Genomic DNA, 16,592 nt, shown 5'->3' with positions numbered 1-16,592 from the left:
GGTGGGAACAATCGCGACGCGTATTTCTTTCGTCATTTGATCATGGCCTCCAAGGTATCGCCAATGGGATGGGAAGCACTCGGGCAATGGGGTGAAGACGCGGTTCGCATCGAACGGCTCGCCGGTGGAGTTGCCAACGACGTGTGGAGCGTTCGCGTCCACGGGCAGCTCGCGGTCGCTCGTCTCGGCTCCAGGAGCGACGCTGATCTTGCATGGGAAGCCGAGCTGCTCCAATACCTCGACCGTGAAGGCATGACCGTTCCAGTGCCAATTCCGACGACTGACGGCCGGCTGTTCGTGGACGGTCTGGTGGTGATGAAATACATGGAGGGCGGACCGCCCGAGACGGGGTCCGACTGGCGTCGCGTGGCCGACACTCTGCGCGAGCTGCATCGGCTGACGCAGGGCTGGCCGCAGCGCCCGGGCTGGCGATCGTCGACCGACCTCCTGCATACTGAGACCGGAACGAGGATCAACCTTACCGCGATGCCGCCTGAGGCTGTTATTCGATGTCGAGCAGCGTGGGCGCGGCTCACCGGGCGTCAGACATGCGTCGTCCACGGCAATCCCAATAGCCCCGGCAACGTCCGCATCACCGCAGATCGGGTCGCGTTGATCGACTGGGATGAGTCACATGTCGACGTCCCCGACCTTGACCTGGCGCTGCCCGACAACGCCGCCGATCTCGACGACGGCGCACATGACATCGCCGCGCAAGCCTCAGCCGCATGGGAAGCCGCCGTCTGCTGGCAGGACGAATACGCCGTCAAGCGGCTTGCCGAGGTTCGAGCGGTGTTGAGTTGAAAGGGGCTGTCACACGCCCGCGCTGAGCGTGATGAGAAGTTCATCCAACTGCTCGAACTGCTCGGGCAGCGCGTCTTCCATGCCGACGAACGACTGGTCGAGCGCTTCCTTCGAGGGATAGAGTTCCTGCAGGACCAGCAGCGTCCTGCCGTCCTCTTCCTCGAAGGTCACCGTGGTGACGGCGCCCTCCTCCCCGCCTTCGTCATTGGTCCAGACGAGGCGCGATGGCGGCGACACGTCGAGATACTTGCCGAAGAAGGCCATGGCGTCGGCGGCGTCGTGTCCGAACGTGATGCGATAGCTGCCCCCGGTGCGAACATCCATCTCGCAGGAAAGCAGGGGCACGCCCATCGACTTCGGCGCCCACCACAGCTTGAACAATTCGGGCTTGGTCCACGCGTCGAATACGAGGTGAACCGGGCCGTTGAAGGTGCGCGTCACCACGAGTTCAAGCTCCGACCTCCGTTCGACCACCGTGCGGCCGTTACTCGCTCTTTCCCCCATCGATTTTCTCCTTCCGTTTCAGGGCCTCGATGACTTGATCAAGCGCGTCGAAGCGTGCGTTCCAGATCTGGCGGCGCGCTTCGATCCAGGCCGCCTCTTCCTCGAGCCCGCGTGAGCCGAGCCTGCAGGTCCGCACGCGCCCGACCTTCTCCGTCGTCACCAGCCCTGCCTGCTCCAACACGCCGATATGCTTCTTCATACCCGTGAGGGTCATGTGGAATGTCTCTGCGAGCTCAGTGATCGAAGCATCCGCACTGCCGAGCTGCTCCAGAACGCCGCGTCGCGTGGCGTCCGAGAGCGCGGCAAAGGAGGCACTAAGGCGAGCTGTCGAAAACTGAACCATATAGTTCAGTGTTTAGCACGCGGAGCGGCGTCATGCAAGGGGCCGAGATCGGCCGGAGGATAGCGGCTAGCGTTGGAAAGTGAGGTGCATGGTGCCGCTCGGTGACGTTTCCGCCTTGACGGTGCAGCCAGCTTCCAGGCCGCGCAGGTCGTCCCACAGGCGGATGCCGCGCCCGAGCAAAATCGGCGTGATCGCAACATGAAGGCGGTCGACAAGGCCAGCTTTGAGATAGTCGCGAACGACGGTAGGACCACCGCCTATCCTCACATCCTTGCCGTTTGCGGCCCTTACAGCCTGCTGGAGCGCATCATCAGGGGTGGCATTGAGGAAGTGGAAAGTAGTGCCACCGGCCATCTCCAGAGAGGCTCGTGGCTTGCGGGTGAGGACGAAGACCGGACACCCGAACGGTGGCTCGTCGCCCCACCAGCCACGCCAGTTCGGATCGTCGGGAAAGTTGTGGAGACCGAACATGCCGGCGCCCATGATCTCGGCGCCCACATTCTCGAAATATTCCTTCGCATAGTCGTCGTCGAGACCTGTGGTCCCTTCCCTCGTCGTATCCTTGAGCACGCGCTCACGGAACGTCCGCGTTGCCGCATACGCGCCGACGAGACGCGGCCAGTCCTCGCCGAACGGGGCTTCAGGCGTCTGGTCCGTCGTTGTCGCGAAACCATCGAGCGAGATCATGAGATCGACACGAACTACCACTGGAGTCCTCCTTGCGGGTTGTTGCACCATATCTGCCCCACCATTCAGGATACTAAGGCAACTACCTTCATATTCGGGGCCAGATACTAAGGCAAGTACCTTTTTATCCTTGACCGCCGCCACCGACCATTTTACGGATTGATATGCCTTACCATTCGACCCCTCTCGACCTCGCCTTTCACGCTCTCAGCGACCCGACCCGCCGTGCCGTGGTGTCGCGGCTGGTCGACGGCGAGTTGCCTGTCAGCGCGCTTGCCGAGCCTTTCGACATGGCGCTGCCCTCCTTCGCCCAGCATCTCAAGGTGCTGGAAGATTGCGGCCTGATCGCCAGTGAGAAGCGCGGGCGCAGCCGCTGGTGCCGGCTAGAGCGGGCGCGCTTCGACGAGGCGGCGGACTGGATGGTAGCGGAGCGCCGGCGCTGGACCGAGCGGTTGGATCGCCTGGAAGTCTACCTGGACAAAACCGAAGAGGATGATGAAGGACATGGCAAGCCTGTTTGAGACATGGTCGCTCGACCGCGAAATCGTACTGGTGAAGGTGCTCAACCACCCGCGCGACAAGGTCTTTGCCGCCTGGATGGATCCCAAGGCGCTTGGCGAATGGTACGGCCCGGCCGGCCTCAGCATCGAGAGCCACGAAGCCGATATCCGCGAGGGCGGGCTCTGGCGGTTCGACATGGTGGGCGTGTTCGAGGGCCGGGAGCAGCGCTTCCCCAACCTCATGCGCTTTCTGGAGATCGTGCCGAACGAGCGGATCGTGATGGATTATGGCACGCCCGACCCTGACGACCCCGACCGTTTCCGCGCCACGGTGACCTTCGATGAGCAGGCCGACGGCAAGACGGTGCTGACCATGCGCCAGCTCCACCCCAGCGCCAAGCGCCGTCAGGTGGTCATCGGCTTCGGCGCGGTGGAATACGGGCTGCAGACGCTGGATGGACTCGCCGCCTGGCTGGACCGCTGAGCGCCAGGCGCCGCGCGCGGCTGGCAAGGGGAAGGAAGGCGCTGCTACACTTGTCCTCTTCTCCTCAGCGGGGAAAGATGCCCGGAAGCAGAAATTCCGGCCAGCCGCCAGGGCAGAAAGATTGGCAAAAGCGCCGCCTCGATCTCCCTCCTTATCATGTGGTTGCTGGCGCCACCTGATTGCAGCGGCAGCCACCTTCGAGCCTCACTCAACCTCCCTTTGGTTAGCGAAACCCCTCCTCCGTCATCCCAGGCCCTGAGCCTGGGATCCATGCTTGCTGCTGATTGAGGAGGCCAGAGTGGATCCTCGGGTCAAGCCCGAGGAGGACGGAGCGCGGGGTGGCGTCTGCAGCAGGAACAAGCGACCTATCCCGACATGATCGGGAGCCATCAACACCGATTTTGTCCCATGATTTCGACCATGCAAAATTACCCTTTGACATTACGCTATCCACAATATATCCATATGGCTATATAGCTAGATGGTGATATATGGACGACAAGCTCGATGCGATTTTCTCCGCACTCGCCGATCCCACGAGGCGGGCAATTCTTGGGCGGCTTGCGAACGGCAAGGCGACGGTGGCCGAACTCGCTGATCCCTTCGAGTTGTCTCAGCCTGCCATATCGAAGCATCTCAAGGTCCTGGAACAGGCCGGGTTGATCCGCTCCGGCCGTGAAGCGAACTCACGTCCCCGCGTCCTCGAGCCGGCCGCGTTGAAGACCGTTGCTGCTTGGATCGCCGATTACAGACGCTTCTGGGATCAAAGCTTTGACCGTCTCGATGACTATCTGTCCAAGGTACAAGGATACGAAAATGACTAATCCAGAGACCAACACCGACAACACCCACCACGTGGTTCTTGTTCGAAAGTTTGATGCTCCATGCGATTTGGTTTTCAGAGCATGGACCGACCCGAAAGCGTTGGCGCAATGGTGCGGTCCGCACGGTTTCAAGGCGGTGGGCGACCGACTTGAAGCCTGGCCCGGCGGTAGACACCGCGCCTGTCTGATCGCGCCAGATGGAGAAGAGCATTGGGTCGGCGGACAATATCTGGAGGTCGAGCCGCCGCACAGGCTTGTCTTCACACATGCCTGGGAGTCCGCAACCGGCGAAAATAGCCCGGAAACAGTCGTCACCATCACCTTCAGGGACAGCGACGGAGGCACGGAAATGACTTTTCGGCAGAGTGGATTTGATAGCGCATCGTCACTTGAGGGTCATGAAGACGGCTGGTCGCAAAGTTTCGAGCGATTGAGCTTGTTTCTCGGGACTGAATCCGAAGGGTGAGATCATGCCTAAGGCCGCGATGAAGCTCTATTATTGCGAGACGCTCAATCCCCGGAAGGCCTGCGCCGCCGCTCGTTTTCTCAAAGCAGACGTCGAGTTCGTCAGGGTTGACCTGGCAAACGGAGAACAGCGCACCGCAAAATTCCTGGCGCTTAACCCGAACGGGAAAGTCCCGGTGCTGCAGGATGATGCCGGAACTTTATGGGAAGCGAACGCGATCATGTGCAGGCTGTCTGACAGCGTCGCATCGGATTTCTGGCCGCATGACCACCGCCAGATCGACGTGCTGCGCTGGTTGAGTTGGGATGCCAGTCACTTCACCCAGCACGGGGCAACGCTCTGGTTTGAAACCCTGATCAAGCCGTTGTTCGGCGGGGAGCCTGACGGCGCCGTGATCGAAAATGCGAAGACGAGTTTTCGGCTCCATGCGCGCGTGCTCGACGATCATTTGGCCGAGAACAGCGTCGCCGTCGGGGCGACACTGACTGTAGCAGACTTCGCATTGGCCGCTGCACTTCCTTATGCGACTTCTGCTGAAATTCCACTTGCCGAGTTTCGGCATATACAGGCGTGGTACGGACGGCTTGAAGAACTGGATGCGTGGCGGAACCCTTTCCCAGCCTAAGAGGGCACGGGCGAAGGACCTTTTTGCCAGGGTGAAAGGCGTTGGCAAAGGCACGTGAATTAATCGAGATCGGCCAGCTGATGTCACAGGAGAAAGATCGCGACGGCAATGAGAAAAAGCACTGCGCTTCAGGCGTGCGCGGGGCGCCAATGCGGATAGGTGACATAGGCGGTGAGCGCGCCCTCCTCATGCGTGCTGATCGTCACCGTTTCACCTTTGGGCATGTAGACGATCTCGCCCGGCCCGGCGGTGACCGTTCCCGCCTCTGTCGCGACGGAAAGACGCCCTTCCAGAACGATCATGACGTCGTCAACAACAATCGTTTCGGTCAGGCTCTGGCCGGGCGCGTAGCGTCCATAGCCGATAGTGATCGGCCCTCCATGCCGCTCGTCGACCAGATTGCCGACGGAGATGTCGGCCTTCTGTCCGGGGGAACGATCGAGGACCGCATCGGTAATTGCGAATTTCTGCATCTTCATCGTCTTCCTCCATGCCGTAGGCAGAGCTAGGGCGGAGGAATTGATACGCCAAGACGGATGATGGAATTCTCGGGCGAGCAATTCCGCTCCGCCGCATGCGGCCATGGCATAGAAGCGCCGACAGCGGACATTGCGGCCCGCGCAAAACATCCTATTTTGCGATGTCGGGAAACTACGGAAAACAAGGCCGCTTCAATCGGGCGCTTTGCAACCGATCTACTGGCTGCCTTACTGGAGATGAAGCATGTTCACCCACGTGATGATTGGAAGCAACGACTTGGAGCGGGCCAGAAAATTCTACGACGCCACGTTCGCTGCATTGGGAGGCAAGCCCGGCGAGATGGATGCAAGAGGCAGGCTGATCTATGCCCACGAGGGTGGTCGGCTGATGATCACGAAACCGATTGATGGCAAGCCGGCGACCGCAGCCAACGGTGGGACTATCGGTATCGCCGCCGCCAGCCCCGACCATGTTCTAGCGTGGCATGCCGCCGGTACCGCGCATGGTGGCACAGCGATCGAGAGCCCGCCGCGGGAACGTCCGAACGGGTCGTTCGTCGCATATCTTCGCGATCCTGACGGAAATAAACTGAGCGTGCGGTCGCAGCCGACGAAGTGAGTTAGCCTTCAGCTGCGCCTACTGGACAGCGTGGTCAGACGGCAGAATTTCGTTCGCTCACATGCAGGAGCGACCCATTCGCCCTCAACCCTGCGCCGGCTCCCACAGCTCGACTGGGTTACCTTCGGGATCATGAATCCGGGCAAAGCGGCCTACCTCCGAGTTCCACTCGTCCCGTGTTTCAACCGTGATCCCGCTTGCCATTAGGTTGGCGATCAACCCGTCGAGATCGTCCACGCGGAAATTGACCATCCATTGTTGTTCCGCACGACCGAAATAATCGGTGTCCTTCGAGAAAGGACCGAATATCGTCATGCCGGCCTCCTGCTGCCAAACCGACTTGTGCAGGTCGTCAATACCGAGATGCTTTTGATACCACTCAGCCAGGCCGGCCGGGTTGGCCGCCCTGAAAAACACACCGCCGATTCCAACGGCCTTCGGCATAGGATTCTCCTCATCTTGAAACAGAAATATGCAATCAATCGGGGACGCGTGCAACCGCCGAGGGCAAACACGCGCTCTCAATATCCAGCCATGGCTTCTGCCACCGCAGCGTCGGAGACATCCTTTGCCACCTCGGCGATCAATGATCTCAGCCACCGGTGGGCGGTCGTTTCGGTAGCGGACATGCCATGCCTGTTCTACCGGGAAGTAGCTGTTCGGGGCGATGGTGAACTGCCGTGTCGCTCGCGCCGGATCGAACGCCTGCTGGGCGGCTCGCTGTATTATCTGGACCCGCCCATAACAGGTACGATCTAACCCATCCGGATGATTGTAATCACTGGTCCGATCTGTAGTTTAGAGCAGGTTTCCGGCGACTCCGCGCGAAATGGTCGTCGATGGGGGCTCGATCTTCGCGACGAACTGTCTTTTCAAAGATCATGCCCGAAGAAAGCAGATGTGGCTGGTGTGTAAAGGAACCTTCATGGCTGGAGCAGCCTTGATCGGCCCGATAGGCTCCATGTGATCGGATGATGTTTGAAAGGTAACGACATGCGCAAAACAATGGCAGTCGGCCTGGCCGCCTTGATCGCCATCTACTTTCTCGGCGGCATGAGCGCGAGACGTGAGATCTTTCCTTGGCCACAACTTTCCGCGCTGAAGAAACAGGTTGTCGGAGAGAAGGTGGGGGCTCCAAGCCGTTACACGTTCGACGACAAGGAACGGCTCATCGGCGATGAATCGAAAACGCTTGTGACCTGCCCGGCGCAGACCGACCGAACTGCCGTCTTACTCATTCTTGGCCAATCGAACGCGGCCAACTACGGAGGACAACGGCACCGGTCGAATTATGGCGCTCGCGTTGTAAACGCCTTTGACAAAAAGTGCTTTGTCGCAGCGTCGCCACTTCTTGGGTCGACCAATACCAGGGGAGAATACTGGACGCTTCTTGCGAATAATCTGATCGCATCGGGACAAAACGACAACGTCATCCTCGCGCCTCTCGCCTATTCCGGATCTGAGGTCGCGCGATGGGCGGCAGATGGTGACTTTAATCCCGTGCTGGTCGATACAGTGAAACAGCTTCAGGATTCCGGTTACCGGATAACGAACGTCCTCTGGGTGCAAGGAGAGGCGGACCTCGTTATCGGCACCACTGCGGAGGCCTACCAGGAACGTTTCATGTCGATGGTCGACACGTTGCGTCAGCACGGCGTCGAAGCACCCGTTTACATTTCGATCGCATCGAAATGCCTCGAGCCGAGCAACGGTGGTTTCAAGGAGCATATTCCGGACAATGCGGTGGTGCGGGCGCAACTGGCCCTGTCAAAAAGCGGCCACGGTATTCGAGAGGGCGTCAATTCCGATGCGTTACTCGATGGAGACGACCGCTACGACGATTGCCATTTCGGGGCCACAGGCGGGGAGAAAGCGTCACAGGCATGGCTGAACCTTCTGCGCTCCGATGGCCGCCTGGAAAGCTCGCGATAGTCTTGCCTGAACTGGTTTTGGCGCCTTCGCGAGTGGCGGCCTCGGGCCCTGCCCGGTATTCGACACCTTGTCGCTTGTGCCCCAGCAAGGCAGGGCGCCTCGTTAAGAGGTCGCCCTGTTGTTCGTGTTTCTTTTGATGATCAGAGCTTTCCCTCTGCCAGCAATTCGCGGGTTCGCTTCAGTGTCGACAGCAGGGCGGCCTTGTAGCCGGTTTCGCCATCGAATTGCGCCTGCTCGGCCTGCTCTTCCGGGCCATCCGGCTGTTTGCCGCGCAGGCCGAGATAGCAGTAGAAGCGCAGTTGCAACCGGCCATCTTCATCTTCGAAAAGCTCGTTGACGATCGCTCCCTCGCGTGGCCCCGCCGCCTGAAAGAAGGTGACTTTGCTTTGCGGCTCCAAGGTGATGATCTCGCGCAGATCCAGCCCGGCAATCGTCGCCTCGCGCACGAAGTGGGTTGGGCTTTCCTCCACGACATCGCAGCGGGTGCAGAGACCGGCGGGAAGAAAGGGCCGGGCGTCGCGTGCCTTGCGTTCGAGACCTTGCCAGGCCTCGCCGCGCGTCAACGGGGTTTCGCCTTCCGGGTTCACCGGAACTGTGGCGGTCGAATAGATCATGACTATACTCCTTGTGGTCAGAGATCGCTGTTGCTGCCTCAGGCGGAGGCAACGGTTTCCGAGGCGAAGGCGCGATAAGAGCGCAGCGGGCGGCCGAGCAGCTTTGTCAGACGTTCGACGTCGCCGGTCTCGGGCAGCATTCCGTCAGTCAGGAAACGCTCGCCCATCAGCCGCATGTCGTAGGCCATCCAGGCAGGCATGAACTGCTTGAGGTTCTGCTCGAAGCCCTCGGTATTGTCGCCGCCATAGGCGATCGGGCGGGCGAGCACGTCCGACCAGATGGCGGCGATATCGGCTCCGGTGAGTGTCTCCGGACCGACGAGGTTGATCCGCTCGAGCGCCAGCGGCTCCGAGGCCTGTTCGCGGCGCAGCAGCTCAAGGGCGGCGATCTCGGCGATATCACGGACGTCGATCATGGCGAGACCCTTGGCGCCGACCGGCATCGGGTAGGCGCCGTAGCCGGTGATGACGTCTTTGACCGTCAGATCGTTCTGGATGAAGTAGGCCGGGCGCAGGATCGTCGCCTTGAAACCCATCTGCTCGATCATCCGCTCGACGCCGAACTTACCGGCGAAATGCGGCACGTTCACGTAGACGTCGGCATGGATCACCGAGAGATAGACGATCCGCTCGATGCCGGCCGACCGGGCAACATTCAGCGCAATCAAAGCCTGGGTGAATTCGTCCGGCGCCACGGCGCTGAGCAGGAACAGCGTCGATACGCCCGACATGGCGCTGCGCAATGAGTCGACATCGAGGAAGTCGGCCTGCACGACGCTGACACCAGCCGGGAAATCGGCTTTCGACGGGTCGCGGACAAGGGCGCGGACATCGGCGCCGCGCTTGACGAGGTGTTCGACGACTTGGCGGCCGACATTGCCCGTGGCGCCGGTAACGAGAATGGTCATGGTTTTTCTCCGTGTTGGGTTGCTTGACACCTCGAATATGTGTGGTTCACTGGTAGTCTGATAGACGGTGATTTTAGACAGACCGTCTCGCTGATGGAACGGACATGGATCTTCTTGCGCTTGCCGATTTCAATCTTGTTGCCCGCCACGGCGGTTTCGGCAAAGCTGCACGGGCGACCGGCCGGCCGAAGGCGACATTGTCGCGCCGCGTCGCCGAGTTGGAAAGCGGTCTCACTCTGCGGCTGTTTGAACGGGGTGCGCGTAATCTGAAGCTCACCGAAGAAGGACGGGCGCTGTTCGAGCGGACCGGGGCGCTGCTTGCCGAGCTGGACGAGACGGCTGCGGCGATTGCCTCGGGCGGTCAAAAACCCAAGGGCAGATTGCGGATCAGCGCCCCTTTACATTTTTCCCAGACCGCCATGGGCAGAATCGCCGCCGGCTTTGCCCTCCAATACCCGGAGGTCAGGCTCGAGGTAACAAGTGAGGACCGGGCCGTCGATATGATCGAGGAAGGCTATGATCTGGTCATCCGGGTCAATCCCGATCCCGACGAAAGCCTGGTCGGACGGGCGTTTCTGCGCGACCGCCTGGTGGTGGTGGCAAGCCCCGATCTACCTCGCCCGACCGGCGGACGCGCCGCTCCCGGCGTTGCGCGTGGCGCAGCCGAAGCGCAGACATGGCAGGTGAAGACATCGGGCGGCCGGTCGACGATCAAGATCGAACCCGTGCTCACCTTATCGACGCTCATCACCATCCGCGATGCGGTGCGCGCCGGCGTCGGCGCAGGCCGTCTACCCATTTCGCTGGTGAGCCACGACCTGGCGGACGGCACTCTGGTCAATTGGGGAGATATCGACGGCCCCGAAATCGCACTCTGGACGCTCTACCCATCGCGGCGACTGCTCAGCGCGCGCGTCTCGGCGTTCCTCGACTTTCTGAAGCAGGCCTTCCCCAACGGCACGCCCGAGGAACTGGCCGCCTATATCGGCAGGTGATGGCCGAACCCGCTTTCGGGCGTAGAGAGTCTGGTCCATAATCGACGAGATCGACATCCGAAGGAGAGCAGTGTGTTTCGTTATCTACTTGGCGCAGTATTAGCGTCCGCGCCGCTCGCTGCCGCCAATGCACAACCTCCAAATTTTTGCAGAACCAGTGTCAAACCTAACGAACCTATCGAGTCGCGTTTCATGGGAATCGAGTACGCGCTGATCATGCATGTGCTTGCGGAGAGATATTGCGGGGCGGAGCCGAAGTCGATGCGCCCGCGATTTTTACAATATGTCGAGAAATAAGGCTGTGGTCCTGGAACCGAGATCTATTCCGATCTCGAGGCGGCGATTGCCAAGATGGAGGGAGCGAGCCTGAAGCTTCTCGCTCAGAATGGAGAAGCCGGACTGACGATCTCCGAACCGCAGGTGCAGGAGTGGGCGTCGGCCACGACGAAAGAGCTTGGGGGATGCGACGCATTGAAAGCCGCGCATGATGCCGAGCTTCAGCAGTAGGTCGCGATAACAGAAACTGTTAGCGGCATGCATTGCGGCTCGGTGAATAGGTTCAAACGGGAGCCACTGAGCCAGTAGCAGTCGGTTTCGCTCCCACGCCATAGCGGTTAAGATGGGTTAGCTGAGAGCGGGCGCGGTCGCTGCGTCGGACCACCTACGTCAGGAGGGCAGTATGAAATCGCCAACAGTGAGAGTGATGGCCGCGGCCGAGGAAGATCTGGCGATCGAAACGGTCCTGCTGGCGTTTGCAGCGGATCCTATGGCACGATGGACCTGGCCGCATGCACACCAGTACCTTGCGGCCATGCCGCGAATGATCCGGGCGTTCGGGAGCAGCGCCTTCTCTAACGGAAGCGCCTTTTGCACCGACGGCTACGCCGGGACGGCGCTGTGGCTACCGCCGGGAGTGCATTCCGACGAGGAAGGACTTGGTGCGGTGCTCGAGAGCACGGTTGCGCGCGCTCTTGCCCCCGAAACCGCGGCCATATTCGAGCAGATGGCCACGTACCACCCGACCGAACCACATTGGTACCTGCCCCTGATCGGCGTCGACCCGGCTCATCAAGGCAAAGGTCACGGCGACGTCTTGATGGCGTACGCGCTCGCACGGTGCGATCACGACCACGCGCCAGCCTATTTGGAATCCTCGAACCCGCGCAACATTCCGTTCTACCGACGCTACGGCTTCGAACCGCTCGGCGCGATCCAGCTCGGTTCGTCGCCGACGCTCGTCCCGATGCTGCGGCGGCCGCGTTGAGCTCCAGTTCGATCAGATAAGTTTGTGGCATACGGGCGCCGAGCGCGCGGCCCCCAACATCCGAAGCCTGGCAGCAGTGATGCAACTGTATCAAGCCGTCTCGTCCACTTCTTCGTCGAGATTGTGCACCGGCAGATAGGCGTTCTTCTCCATCCACTCGCCGACGAGATACCTGATGGCGTCTTCTCGCGTCATCACGAGTTCGCTGCAACTCCACTATCTAGTCGGAAAAGTAGCCGCGTAAAATTTGAGAAATGCTCGAAAAAGGAAAGCATATATTCCGATTAACATGAGCGCCCCAAATGAAATCCCTAAGTACAACACTGCAAACACATGGTCTTTTCTCCCTAACACCCACTCATAAACAAAGCACTTCCCAATAGTGCAGCGATCAGAGCCGGGAAATTTCCATAGAATTACATTGAATATAATGTATGCAGACAATAAAATAACAAAACTTTTTAGGAGGATCGGAGATTCGTTGGGCGTTTTAAGGTTTGCAACCGGCGTTAGGCGAAAACCACTGGCATGCATTATAATAAAAAAGCATAGACTTGAGATTATCTGACTGCCTATTAGAAGAATAGTAGTGTTCTGATTTGAAAGAATTAACTGACACGCGCTCGCAGTCAGACCGCTCGGAAGAAGTATGGCACCTAAAAATGCCTCGCCGCTCGTTGGCATTTTCTTTGCTATAGCGATACCGCAAGCATACGCAGCCCAAACTGTTACTACAATTGGAACTGGGCCAATGACCCACGGCAAAGCCAAAAAAAGACATCTATCCCACGAAGCTTGTACAGGCGCAGCATTTCAAGCATGACCTGCAACTATCGATTTTTTAGCAATGCTGAGGTCACGCTCCAATGTCAATGCTAGCAGGTCTCGAGAGCGATTGATTACGGCCTTGCGCAGCCGAGCGCGGCCTGGCGGAGCATGATCTGGAGATCCGCTCGCGAGATATCCGCGATACGATCGGCGGCGTCTTCGAGGAGGGTGGCGGTGTGGGTGGTCAAGTCGGCTGAACTCTGGTTGGCGGCCACGACAAGAAAAGCCTTCCTGCGAAATTCCTCGAATCAAAGTCGATTTTAGAGTAAAATTAACCAGTGCATAGAGAGGGCGGAAACGTCCTTGCGCGCCGCATGCGTCGCGCAGCGCTTACGAAGGAAAGATGAGCCAATGAAAAGGTTAGCAATCGTTATCCTGTCGCTGGTGACGGCGCTGACGAGCGTCCCGCAGGCCATGGCGTTTCCCACCATTGCCGTCCCGAAGATCGAAGCCCCGGAGGCGCAGCCGGTCCAGTACAGAAATTATCGCGGTGGGTACCGAGGCGGTTATCGAGGCTATCGCGGGCGTGGATACCGCCATGGTGGCGACGATTGGGCCTGGGCACTCGGCGGGCTCGCGACCGGCGCAATCATCGGCGGAATGCTGGCGCAGCCCAGGTATTATGGCCCCAGCTACTACGGTGGGGGCTACTACGACCGGGGCTACTACGGATCGCCCTATTACGGTCCGCCGCGCTACTACGGGTCGACCATTTACCGTCCGCGCTACTACGCGCCTTACCGCCCGCGCTACTACGCGCCGCGTTACCGCCAGGTCTATAGTGGCGGCAACGGACATACGCGCTGGTGCTATGCGCGCTACCGGTCCTACAGGGCTTACGACAACACGTTCCAGCCCTATTACGGTCCGCGACGGGCGTGCATCTCGCCCTATTGATGATTGCGGGCGCGCATGCCTGGGCGCTCGCCGTTGAAGCGTGGCGCGATTTTCGGGACTGAGGGCGATACCCACGGTTCCGGTCAGGCCAAGCCATTGCCGCAGCAGGCATGCGCCCTTTTGACGGTCATAGAGGCCGTTGTTGCCTCGGACCGAAAGCGGCCATCGCATTGCTTTGACACGACGATCTATGCGCCGACACAAGCGGTGAGAGCGCCAGGCCTAATAGCCGCGTTGCGATGCGGCCCGCGTCACAGCCGCGTCCTCCATGACGTAGGTCGCATATCGGTGGTCGCGGATCAGTGTTATCTTTTGATCCCTCCATTCAAGCAGCATGAAATATGCAGGAGCAGCGGACGGCGCAGCCGAGACCAGCAATATTTCCCTGCCCTCCAGAGAAGCCGGTTCGATCCAAACCCGCGGATAGTCCGCATAATAGGAAAAGAACCGGCCAACGTTCGCCGCACCGGAGACCTGCGGCCGTCGTGCCTGACGAAGCTGAACATCCTCGGCAAGCAGGCTGCGCAGGGCCGTCCAATCCCTCGCGTTGAAGAGCGCTGCGAAATTCAGAACCTCGGCACTTGGGGGCTGCGGAACGTCGGACTCTCTAGCGGAGATGGATCGCAATCCTGCCCGACCACGCGAGAGATGGGCTTTGACAGCATCGATACTCAGATCCAATAGTGCGGCGATGTCTGCGATCGGCTCTCCGAGCACATCCTTGAGGATCACCGCGCTACGCTGCGGCACCGGCAATTTGGCATAGTGAGCCAGGGCGATCCGCACCGTGTCCTGCCTTATCAACGCATCCTCCGGATCGACAGCAGTGACATCAGCCAGATCAAAGGCCGTCTCCAGCGGCTCCGACCGGCGGGTACTTCGCTGGCGCAGCGCATCGATGGCGCGATTGTGAACGATGCGAAACAGCCAGGGTCGCAGCGGCGTCTCGGACGAGATCGAACCGACCGTCGCGAACGCACTGACCAACGCGTCCTGTATCACGTCCTCGCCGTCGATCACCGAGCCGACCAATCGCGCGGCATAGCGATGCAGTTCCGGGCGAACTGCATCCGCCTCCTTGGCCAGCGCCGCGTAGAGTGTGTTCTTCGCTTCTGCTTCGAGGGCAGCTTCATCCATCATTCGATGACCGTCACGCCCGTATCTCCACGCACGGCGTAGATCATGGCCTCTTCCAGTGCCGTCTTACCGATCAGTTCGGCTACAGTATCGCCAAAGCCGCGCGGTGTCATGTCCGGCCAGGTCGCGGCCTGTTCGGCGAATGTCCGGCCCGCCGCCACAGCATAGCCGGAGATTCCGGCGTTGCCCACGCCGGTTCCTGCGAACATCTGCCGGGGAACAATGACCCGGAAACGCAGGCGGAGGCCGAGCTGCGTCGACAAGCCCTCGGCATATTTTGCAATGAACCACTGCGCCCGTTTTGCTCCTGCATAGCCTCCGGACAGCGGCGAGCCCTGCACCGCGGCTCCGCTGGAAACGAGAACGACCAGCCCGCCCGGCGCCATCGGCAAGGTCAGAGCGGCCTGTACCCAATGCAGGGCGGCCTTCACATCGACGTTCCAGTTGGTCGTGAACGCCTCCCAGCCAACACGGTCGATCCGTTCCATGGGCGGTTCCGCGCCGGCGTTCATGATGACGACATCAGGTCGTGTCTCCGACATGATCCTCGTTGCGGCGTCGGCACTGGTCGCGTCAGCAGCCACGGTCGTGACGGCCAGTTGCTCTCTGAGCGCCCGCAAAGTCGTCGCGTCGCGCGCCACGACGGTCACTTTAGCTGCGCGCGCTACAAACGCCTCGGCCATTCCGAGGCCCAAACCGCGGCTACCACCGACGACAATTATTCGTTTTCCATCCAAATCCATGTTGTTTTCCTCATTCGATCCAAACCGCGCAAAGGCAGTCGCTACAAGGACGTTCGAATGAGCTGAAAAGAGTCATCATTTTCGCGCTTGTCATTGAGTTAGCTGTGTCGCCAAACCTTTACCGCTAAGGTCAGCAGGATTGCGGCCAGGGCCGGCAGGAGGAAGGCGTTCGGCACTATGCCAAGCAAGAGGCCGCCGGCAAAGGTGCCGACGATCGAGCCCCCCGCCATGACCAGCATCGGGAAGTTCGCTCGGTTCATGGTCCGGGTGTCTTCGTTGCGGCAGGCGCTACGCACATCTTATTCTGGTAGTCCCGTGTCACATATAGTCGCGGGGCGTGTGTCACGCTGATTTCACGCGATTTCGATGGCGGATTTTGTAAGATATCTTCACCACTTCGCCGGGGCGATCTGGTGGGACGCGTTGTCTTCTGGATCGCGTTTCGGACAGCGCCGGCCGCCGAAGTGGCAAAGAGTTTTTGTGCCGATCAAGAATTGTCCCTTTAGGATGGGCCGCGGTCGGTCGTTTTCATTTGGTCATGCTGCAGTGCAGGAGGCAGCTGAAGATGCAATTTCTGGTCCACTCAAAGACGATCGCCGAACTTGAATATGATAGCGAGACCTGCGTCATGCGGGTGCTCTACAAAGACGGACGAGTGAGCTCTGTTCCTGACGTCGCTCCCACTCTGGTGATGAAGATCGTCGCGCGGGTTCCCGTCGAAAAATCTCCATATCTCATGCAGACGGCGATCTGAGACTTGCGAAGGCATAAGGCGTCGTAAAGGGCAGCGGTCCTGAAGTTCAAGGCGACTTGAGGCGGCGGAGGCACACGCCCATCCGCAATGTTCAAACCGGGACAGCGGAGGATGTCCCGGCTGAAGAGCCGGCAACGCCGGCTATCCGATCATGCGTGCCAGGATGCTGTTCATCGATTACCCCT

At 59.9% G+C, this 16,592-nt stretch carries 22 protein-coding genes and 4 pseudogenes; 13 read left to right on the top strand and 13 right to left on the bottom strand.

Features of this window, described 5'->3' with window-relative positions:
• Nucleotides 1-63: 63 nt before the first annotated feature.
• A complete protein-coding gene (locus tag BS630_RS00690) occupies nt 64-804 on the top strand; it encodes a phosphotransferase enzyme family protein (RefSeq protein WP_077976272.1) in 741 nt (246 codons plus the stop codon).
• A 9-nt stretch (nt 805-813) separates the two neighbouring features.
• Here the strand turns inward: BS630_RS00690 and BS630_RS00685 are convergent, their stop codons facing one another.
• From BS630_RS00685 to BS630_RS00675, 3 genes are all read right to left on the bottom strand, one after another.
• Nucleotides 814-1,308: an SRPBCC family protein gene (locus BS630_RS00685; RefSeq protein WP_077975806.1), complete on the bottom strand. Its 495-nt coding sequence runs from the start codon at nt 1,306-1,308 to the stop codon at nt 814-816.
• The gene (locus BS630_RS00680; protein ID WP_077975805.1) at nt 1,289-1,651 is read right to left on the bottom strand and encodes an ArsR/SmtB family transcription factor; all 363 of its coding nucleotides are present in this window, start codon (nt 1,649-1,651) and stop codon (nt 1,289-1,291) included. Before BS630_RS00680 ends, BS630_RS00685 begins: the two co-directional genes overlap by 20 nt.
• A 66-nt stretch (nt 1,652-1,717) precedes the next feature.
• Nucleotides 1,718-2,359 (bottom strand): dihydrofolate reductase family protein, encoded by a 642-nt coding sequence (locus tag BS630_RS00675; protein WP_077975804.1) that lies wholly within the window; start codon nt 2,357-2,359, stop codon nt 1,718-1,720.
• A gap of 143 nt (nt 2,360-2,502) precedes the next feature.
• On the opposite strand from BS630_RS00675, the gene BS630_RS00670 reads away from it, so the two are divergent.
• The 5 genes from BS630_RS00670 to BS630_RS00650 all read left to right on the top strand — a co-directional run bounded on the left by BS630_RS00670 (nt 2,503) and on the right by BS630_RS00650 (nt 5,237).
• Nucleotides 2,503-2,859, top strand: a complete 357-nt coding sequence (locus tag BS630_RS00670) for an ArsR/SmtB family transcription factor (RefSeq protein ID WP_020048970.1) — start codon at nt 2,503-2,505, stop codon at nt 2,857-2,859.
• Entirely contained in the window at nt 2,834-3,322 is a 489-nt protein-coding gene (locus tag BS630_RS00665; RefSeq protein WP_183594459.1) for an SRPBCC family protein, read from the top strand. The genes BS630_RS00670 and BS630_RS00665 overlap by 26 nt, the downstream gene beginning before the upstream one ends.
• Nucleotides 3,323-3,813: 491 nt before the next feature.
• Nucleotides 3,814-4,146 (top strand): ArsR/SmtB family transcription factor, encoded by a 333-nt coding sequence (locus tag BS630_RS00660; RefSeq protein WP_077975803.1) that lies wholly within the window; start codon nt 3,814-3,816, stop codon nt 4,144-4,146.
• Entirely contained in the window at nt 4,139-4,612 is a 474-nt protein-coding gene (locus tag BS630_RS00655; RefSeq protein WP_077975802.1) for an SRPBCC family protein, read from the top strand. Before BS630_RS00660 ends, BS630_RS00655 begins: the two co-directional genes overlap by 8 nt.
• Before the next feature lie 4 nt (nt 4,613-4,616).
• On the top strand, nt 4,617-5,237 hold the full coding sequence (locus tag BS630_RS00650) for a glutathione S-transferase family protein (protein WP_183594452.1): 621 nt from the start codon (nt 4,617-4,619) through the stop codon (nt 5,235-5,237).
• A gap of 128 nt (nt 5,238-5,365) precedes the next feature.
• On the opposite strand, the gene BS630_RS00645 is transcribed toward BS630_RS00650, so the two are convergent.
• Nucleotides 5,366-5,716, bottom strand: coding sequence for an ethanolamine utilization protein (locus BS630_RS00645; RefSeq protein WP_077975801.1), 351 nt, complete (start codon nt 5,714-5,716; stop codon nt 5,366-5,368).
• 244 nt (nt 5,717-5,960) lie between these two features.
• Here BS630_RS00645 and BS630_RS00640 point away from each other — a divergent pair, with 244 nt between their 5' ends.
• Complete coding sequence (locus BS630_RS00640) at nt 5,961-6,335, top strand: VOC family protein (protein WP_077975800.1); 375 nt, start codon at nt 5,961-5,963, stop codon at nt 6,333-6,335.
• 84 nt (nt 6,336-6,419) lie between these two features.
• On the opposite strand, the gene BS630_RS00635 is transcribed toward BS630_RS00640, so the two are convergent.
• Together BS630_RS00635 and BS630_RS38495 are read right to left on the bottom strand one after the other, a co-directional pair.
• Nucleotides 6,420-6,779, bottom strand: coding sequence for a VOC family protein (locus BS630_RS00635; RefSeq protein ID WP_077975796.1), 360 nt, complete (start codon nt 6,777-6,779; stop codon nt 6,420-6,422).
• A gap of 77 nt (nt 6,780-6,856) precedes the next feature.
• A pseudogene (locus BS630_RS38495) lies at nt 6,857-6,986 on the bottom strand (LysR family transcriptional regulator); the annotation flags it as partial.
• A 342-nt stretch (nt 6,987-7,328) separates the two neighbouring features.
• Here BS630_RS38495 and BS630_RS00630 point away from each other — a divergent pair.
• The gene (locus BS630_RS00630; RefSeq protein ID WP_077975794.1) at nt 7,329-8,267 is read left to right on the top strand and encodes a sialate O-acetylesterase; all 939 of its coding nucleotides are present in this window, start codon (nt 7,329-7,331) and stop codon (nt 8,265-8,267) included.
• A 140-nt stretch (nt 8,268-8,407) separates the two neighbouring features.
• Here the strand turns inward: BS630_RS00630 and BS630_RS00625 are convergent, their stop codons facing one another.
• Entirely contained in the window at nt 8,408-8,881 is a 474-nt protein-coding gene (locus tag BS630_RS00625) for an AtaL-like protein (protein WP_077975793.1), read from the bottom strand.
• A 38-nt stretch (nt 8,882-8,919) separates the two neighbouring features.
• A complete protein-coding gene (locus BS630_RS00620; protein WP_077975792.1) occupies nt 8,920-9,789 on the bottom strand; it encodes an SDR family oxidoreductase in 870 nt (289 codons plus the stop codon).
• A 104-nt stretch (nt 9,790-9,893) separates the two neighbouring features.
• Between BS630_RS00620 and BS630_RS00615 the strand changes: the two genes are divergently transcribed.
• The 3 genes from BS630_RS00615 to BS630_RS00605 all read left to right on the top strand — a co-directional run bounded on the left by BS630_RS00615 (nt 9,894) and on the right by BS630_RS00605 (nt 12,048).
• Nucleotides 9,894-10,784, top strand: a complete 891-nt coding sequence (locus BS630_RS00615; protein WP_077975786.1) for a LysR family transcriptional regulator — start codon at nt 9,894-9,896, stop codon at nt 10,782-10,784.
• 351 nt (nt 10,785-11,135) lie between these two features.
• Nucleotides 11,136-11,291, top strand: coding sequence for a hypothetical protein (locus BS630_RS37765; RefSeq protein ID WP_245310377.1), 156 nt, complete (start codon nt 11,136-11,138; stop codon nt 11,289-11,291).
• Nucleotides 11,292-11,463: 172 nt separating this feature from the next.
• Nucleotides 11,464-12,048 (top strand): GNAT family N-acetyltransferase, encoded by a 585-nt coding sequence (locus tag BS630_RS00605; protein WP_077975785.1) that lies wholly within the window; start codon nt 11,464-11,466, stop codon nt 12,046-12,048.
• A gap of 90 nt (nt 12,049-12,138) precedes the next feature.
• On the opposite strand, the pseudogene BS630_RS00600 reads toward BS630_RS00605, so the two are convergent.
• Together BS630_RS00600 and BS630_RS37760 are read right to left on the bottom strand one after the other, a co-directional pair.
• A pseudogene (locus BS630_RS00600) lies at nt 12,139-12,255 on the bottom strand (CopG family transcriptional regulator); the annotation flags it as partial.
• Between the two features lie 710 nt (nt 12,256-12,965).
• Nucleotides 12,966-13,064, bottom strand: a pseudogene (locus BS630_RS37760) (CopG family transcriptional regulator); the annotation flags it as partial.
• A gap of 163 nt (nt 13,065-13,227) precedes the next feature.
• Between BS630_RS37760 and BS630_RS00595 the strand changes: the two are divergent.
• A complete protein-coding gene (locus BS630_RS00595; RefSeq protein ID WP_077975783.1) occupies nt 13,228-13,773 on the top strand; it encodes a BA14K family protein in 546 nt (181 codons plus the stop codon).
• 222 nt (nt 13,774-13,995) lie between these two features.
• Here BS630_RS00595 and BS630_RS00590 read toward each other — a convergent pair whose 3' ends face one another.
• The 3 genes and pseudogenes from BS630_RS00590 to BS630_RS36235 form a co-directional block, all read right to left on the bottom strand.
• A complete protein-coding gene (locus tag BS630_RS00590; RefSeq protein WP_077975781.1) occupies nt 13,996-14,913 on the bottom strand; it encodes an RNA polymerase sigma factor in 918 nt (305 codons plus the stop codon).
• A complete protein-coding gene (locus BS630_RS00585) occupies nt 14,910-15,653 on the bottom strand; it encodes an SDR family NAD(P)-dependent oxidoreductase (protein WP_077975780.1) in 744 nt (247 codons plus the stop codon). Before BS630_RS00585 ends, BS630_RS00590 begins: the two co-directional genes overlap by 4 nt.
• 98 nt (nt 15,654-15,751) lie before the next feature.
• Nucleotides 15,752-15,892: pseudogene (locus BS630_RS36235) on the bottom strand (sulfite exporter TauE/SafE family protein); the annotation flags it as partial.
• A 326-nt stretch (nt 15,893-16,218) separates the two neighbouring features.
• Between BS630_RS36235 and BS630_RS00580 the strand changes: the two are divergent.
• Nucleotides 16,219-16,407 carry a hypothetical protein gene (locus BS630_RS00580; protein WP_077975779.1) on the top strand — a complete coding sequence of 63 codons (189 nt, stop codon included), beginning with the start codon at nt 16,219-16,221 and terminating at the stop codon, nt 16,405-16,407.
• Nucleotides 16,408-16,592: the final 185 nt, after the last annotated feature.

The organism is Rhizobium laguerreae (assembly GCF_002008165.1).
Lineage (GTDB): Bacteria > Pseudomonadota > Alphaproteobacteria > Rhizobiales > Rhizobiaceae > Rhizobium > Rhizobium laguerreae.
This window is presented reverse-complemented; position numbering and strand designations above follow the sequence as displayed.

Coding starts and splice junctions, on each gene's coding strand:
- BS630_RS00690 (WP_077976272.1), top strand. CDS start 64: ATGGGATGGGAAGCACTCGGGCAATGGGGTGAAGACGCGGTTCGCATC.
- BS630_RS00685 (WP_077975806.1), bottom strand. CDS start 1,308: ATGGGGGAAAGAGCGAGTAACGGCCGCACGGTGGTCGAACGGAGGTCG.
- BS630_RS00680 (WP_077975805.1), bottom strand. CDS start 1,651: ATGGTTCAGTTTTCGACAGCTCGCCTTAGTGCCTCCTTTGCCGCGCTC.
- BS630_RS00670 (WP_020048970.1), top strand. CDS start 2,503: ATGCCTTACCATTCGACCCCTCTCGACCTCGCCTTTCACGCTCTCAGC.
- BS630_RS00665 (WP_183594459.1), top strand. CDS start 2,834: ATGAAGGACATGGCAAGCCTGTTTGAGACATGGTCGCTCGACCGCGAA.
- BS630_RS00660 (WP_077975803.1), top strand. CDS start 3,814: ATGGACGACAAGCTCGATGCGATTTTCTCCGCACTCGCCGATCCCACG.
- BS630_RS00655 (WP_077975802.1), top strand. CDS start 4,139: ATGACTAATCCAGAGACCAACACCGACAACACCCACCACGTGGTTCTT.
- BS630_RS00650 (WP_183594452.1), top strand. CDS start 4,617: ATGCCTAAGGCCGCGATGAAGCTCTATTATTGCGAGACGCTCAATCCC.
- BS630_RS00645 (WP_077975801.1), bottom strand. CDS start 5,716: ATGAAGATGCAGAAATTCGCAATTACCGATGCGGTCCTCGATCGTTCC.
- BS630_RS00640 (WP_077975800.1), top strand. CDS start 5,961: ATGTTCACCCACGTGATGATTGGAAGCAACGACTTGGAGCGGGCCAGA.
- BS630_RS00635 (WP_077975796.1), bottom strand. CDS start 6,779: ATGCCGAAGGCCGTTGGAATCGGCGGTGTGTTTTTCAGGGCGGCCAAC.
- BS630_RS00630 (WP_077975794.1), top strand. CDS start 7,329: ATGCGCAAAACAATGGCAGTCGGCCTGGCCGCCTTGATCGCCATCTAC.
- BS630_RS00625 (WP_077975793.1), bottom strand. CDS start 8,881: ATGATCTATTCGACCGCCACAGTTCCGGTGAACCCGGAAGGCGAAACC.
- BS630_RS00620 (WP_077975792.1), bottom strand. CDS start 9,789: ATGACCATTCTCGTTACCGGCGCCACGGGCAATGTCGGCCGCCAAGTC.
- BS630_RS00615 (WP_077975786.1), top strand. CDS start 9,894: ATGGATCTTCTTGCGCTTGCCGATTTCAATCTTGTTGCCCGCCACGGC.
- BS630_RS37765 (WP_245310377.1), top strand. CDS start 11,136: ATGGAGGGAGCGAGCCTGAAGCTTCTCGCTCAGAATGGAGAAGCCGGA.
- BS630_RS00605 (WP_077975785.1), top strand. CDS start 11,464: ATGAAATCGCCAACAGTGAGAGTGATGGCCGCGGCCGAGGAAGATCTG.
- BS630_RS00595 (WP_077975783.1), top strand. CDS start 13,228: ATGAAAAGGTTAGCAATCGTTATCCTGTCGCTGGTGACGGCGCTGACG.
- BS630_RS00590 (WP_077975781.1), bottom strand. CDS start 14,913: ATGATGGATGAAGCTGCCCTCGAAGCAGAAGCGAAGAACACACTCTAC.
- BS630_RS00585 (WP_077975780.1), bottom strand. CDS start 15,653: ATGGATTTGGATGGAAAACGAATAATTGTCGTCGGTGGTAGCCGCGGT.
- BS630_RS00580 (WP_077975779.1), top strand. CDS start 16,219: ATGCAATTTCTGGTCCACTCAAAGACGATCGCCGAACTTGAATATGAT.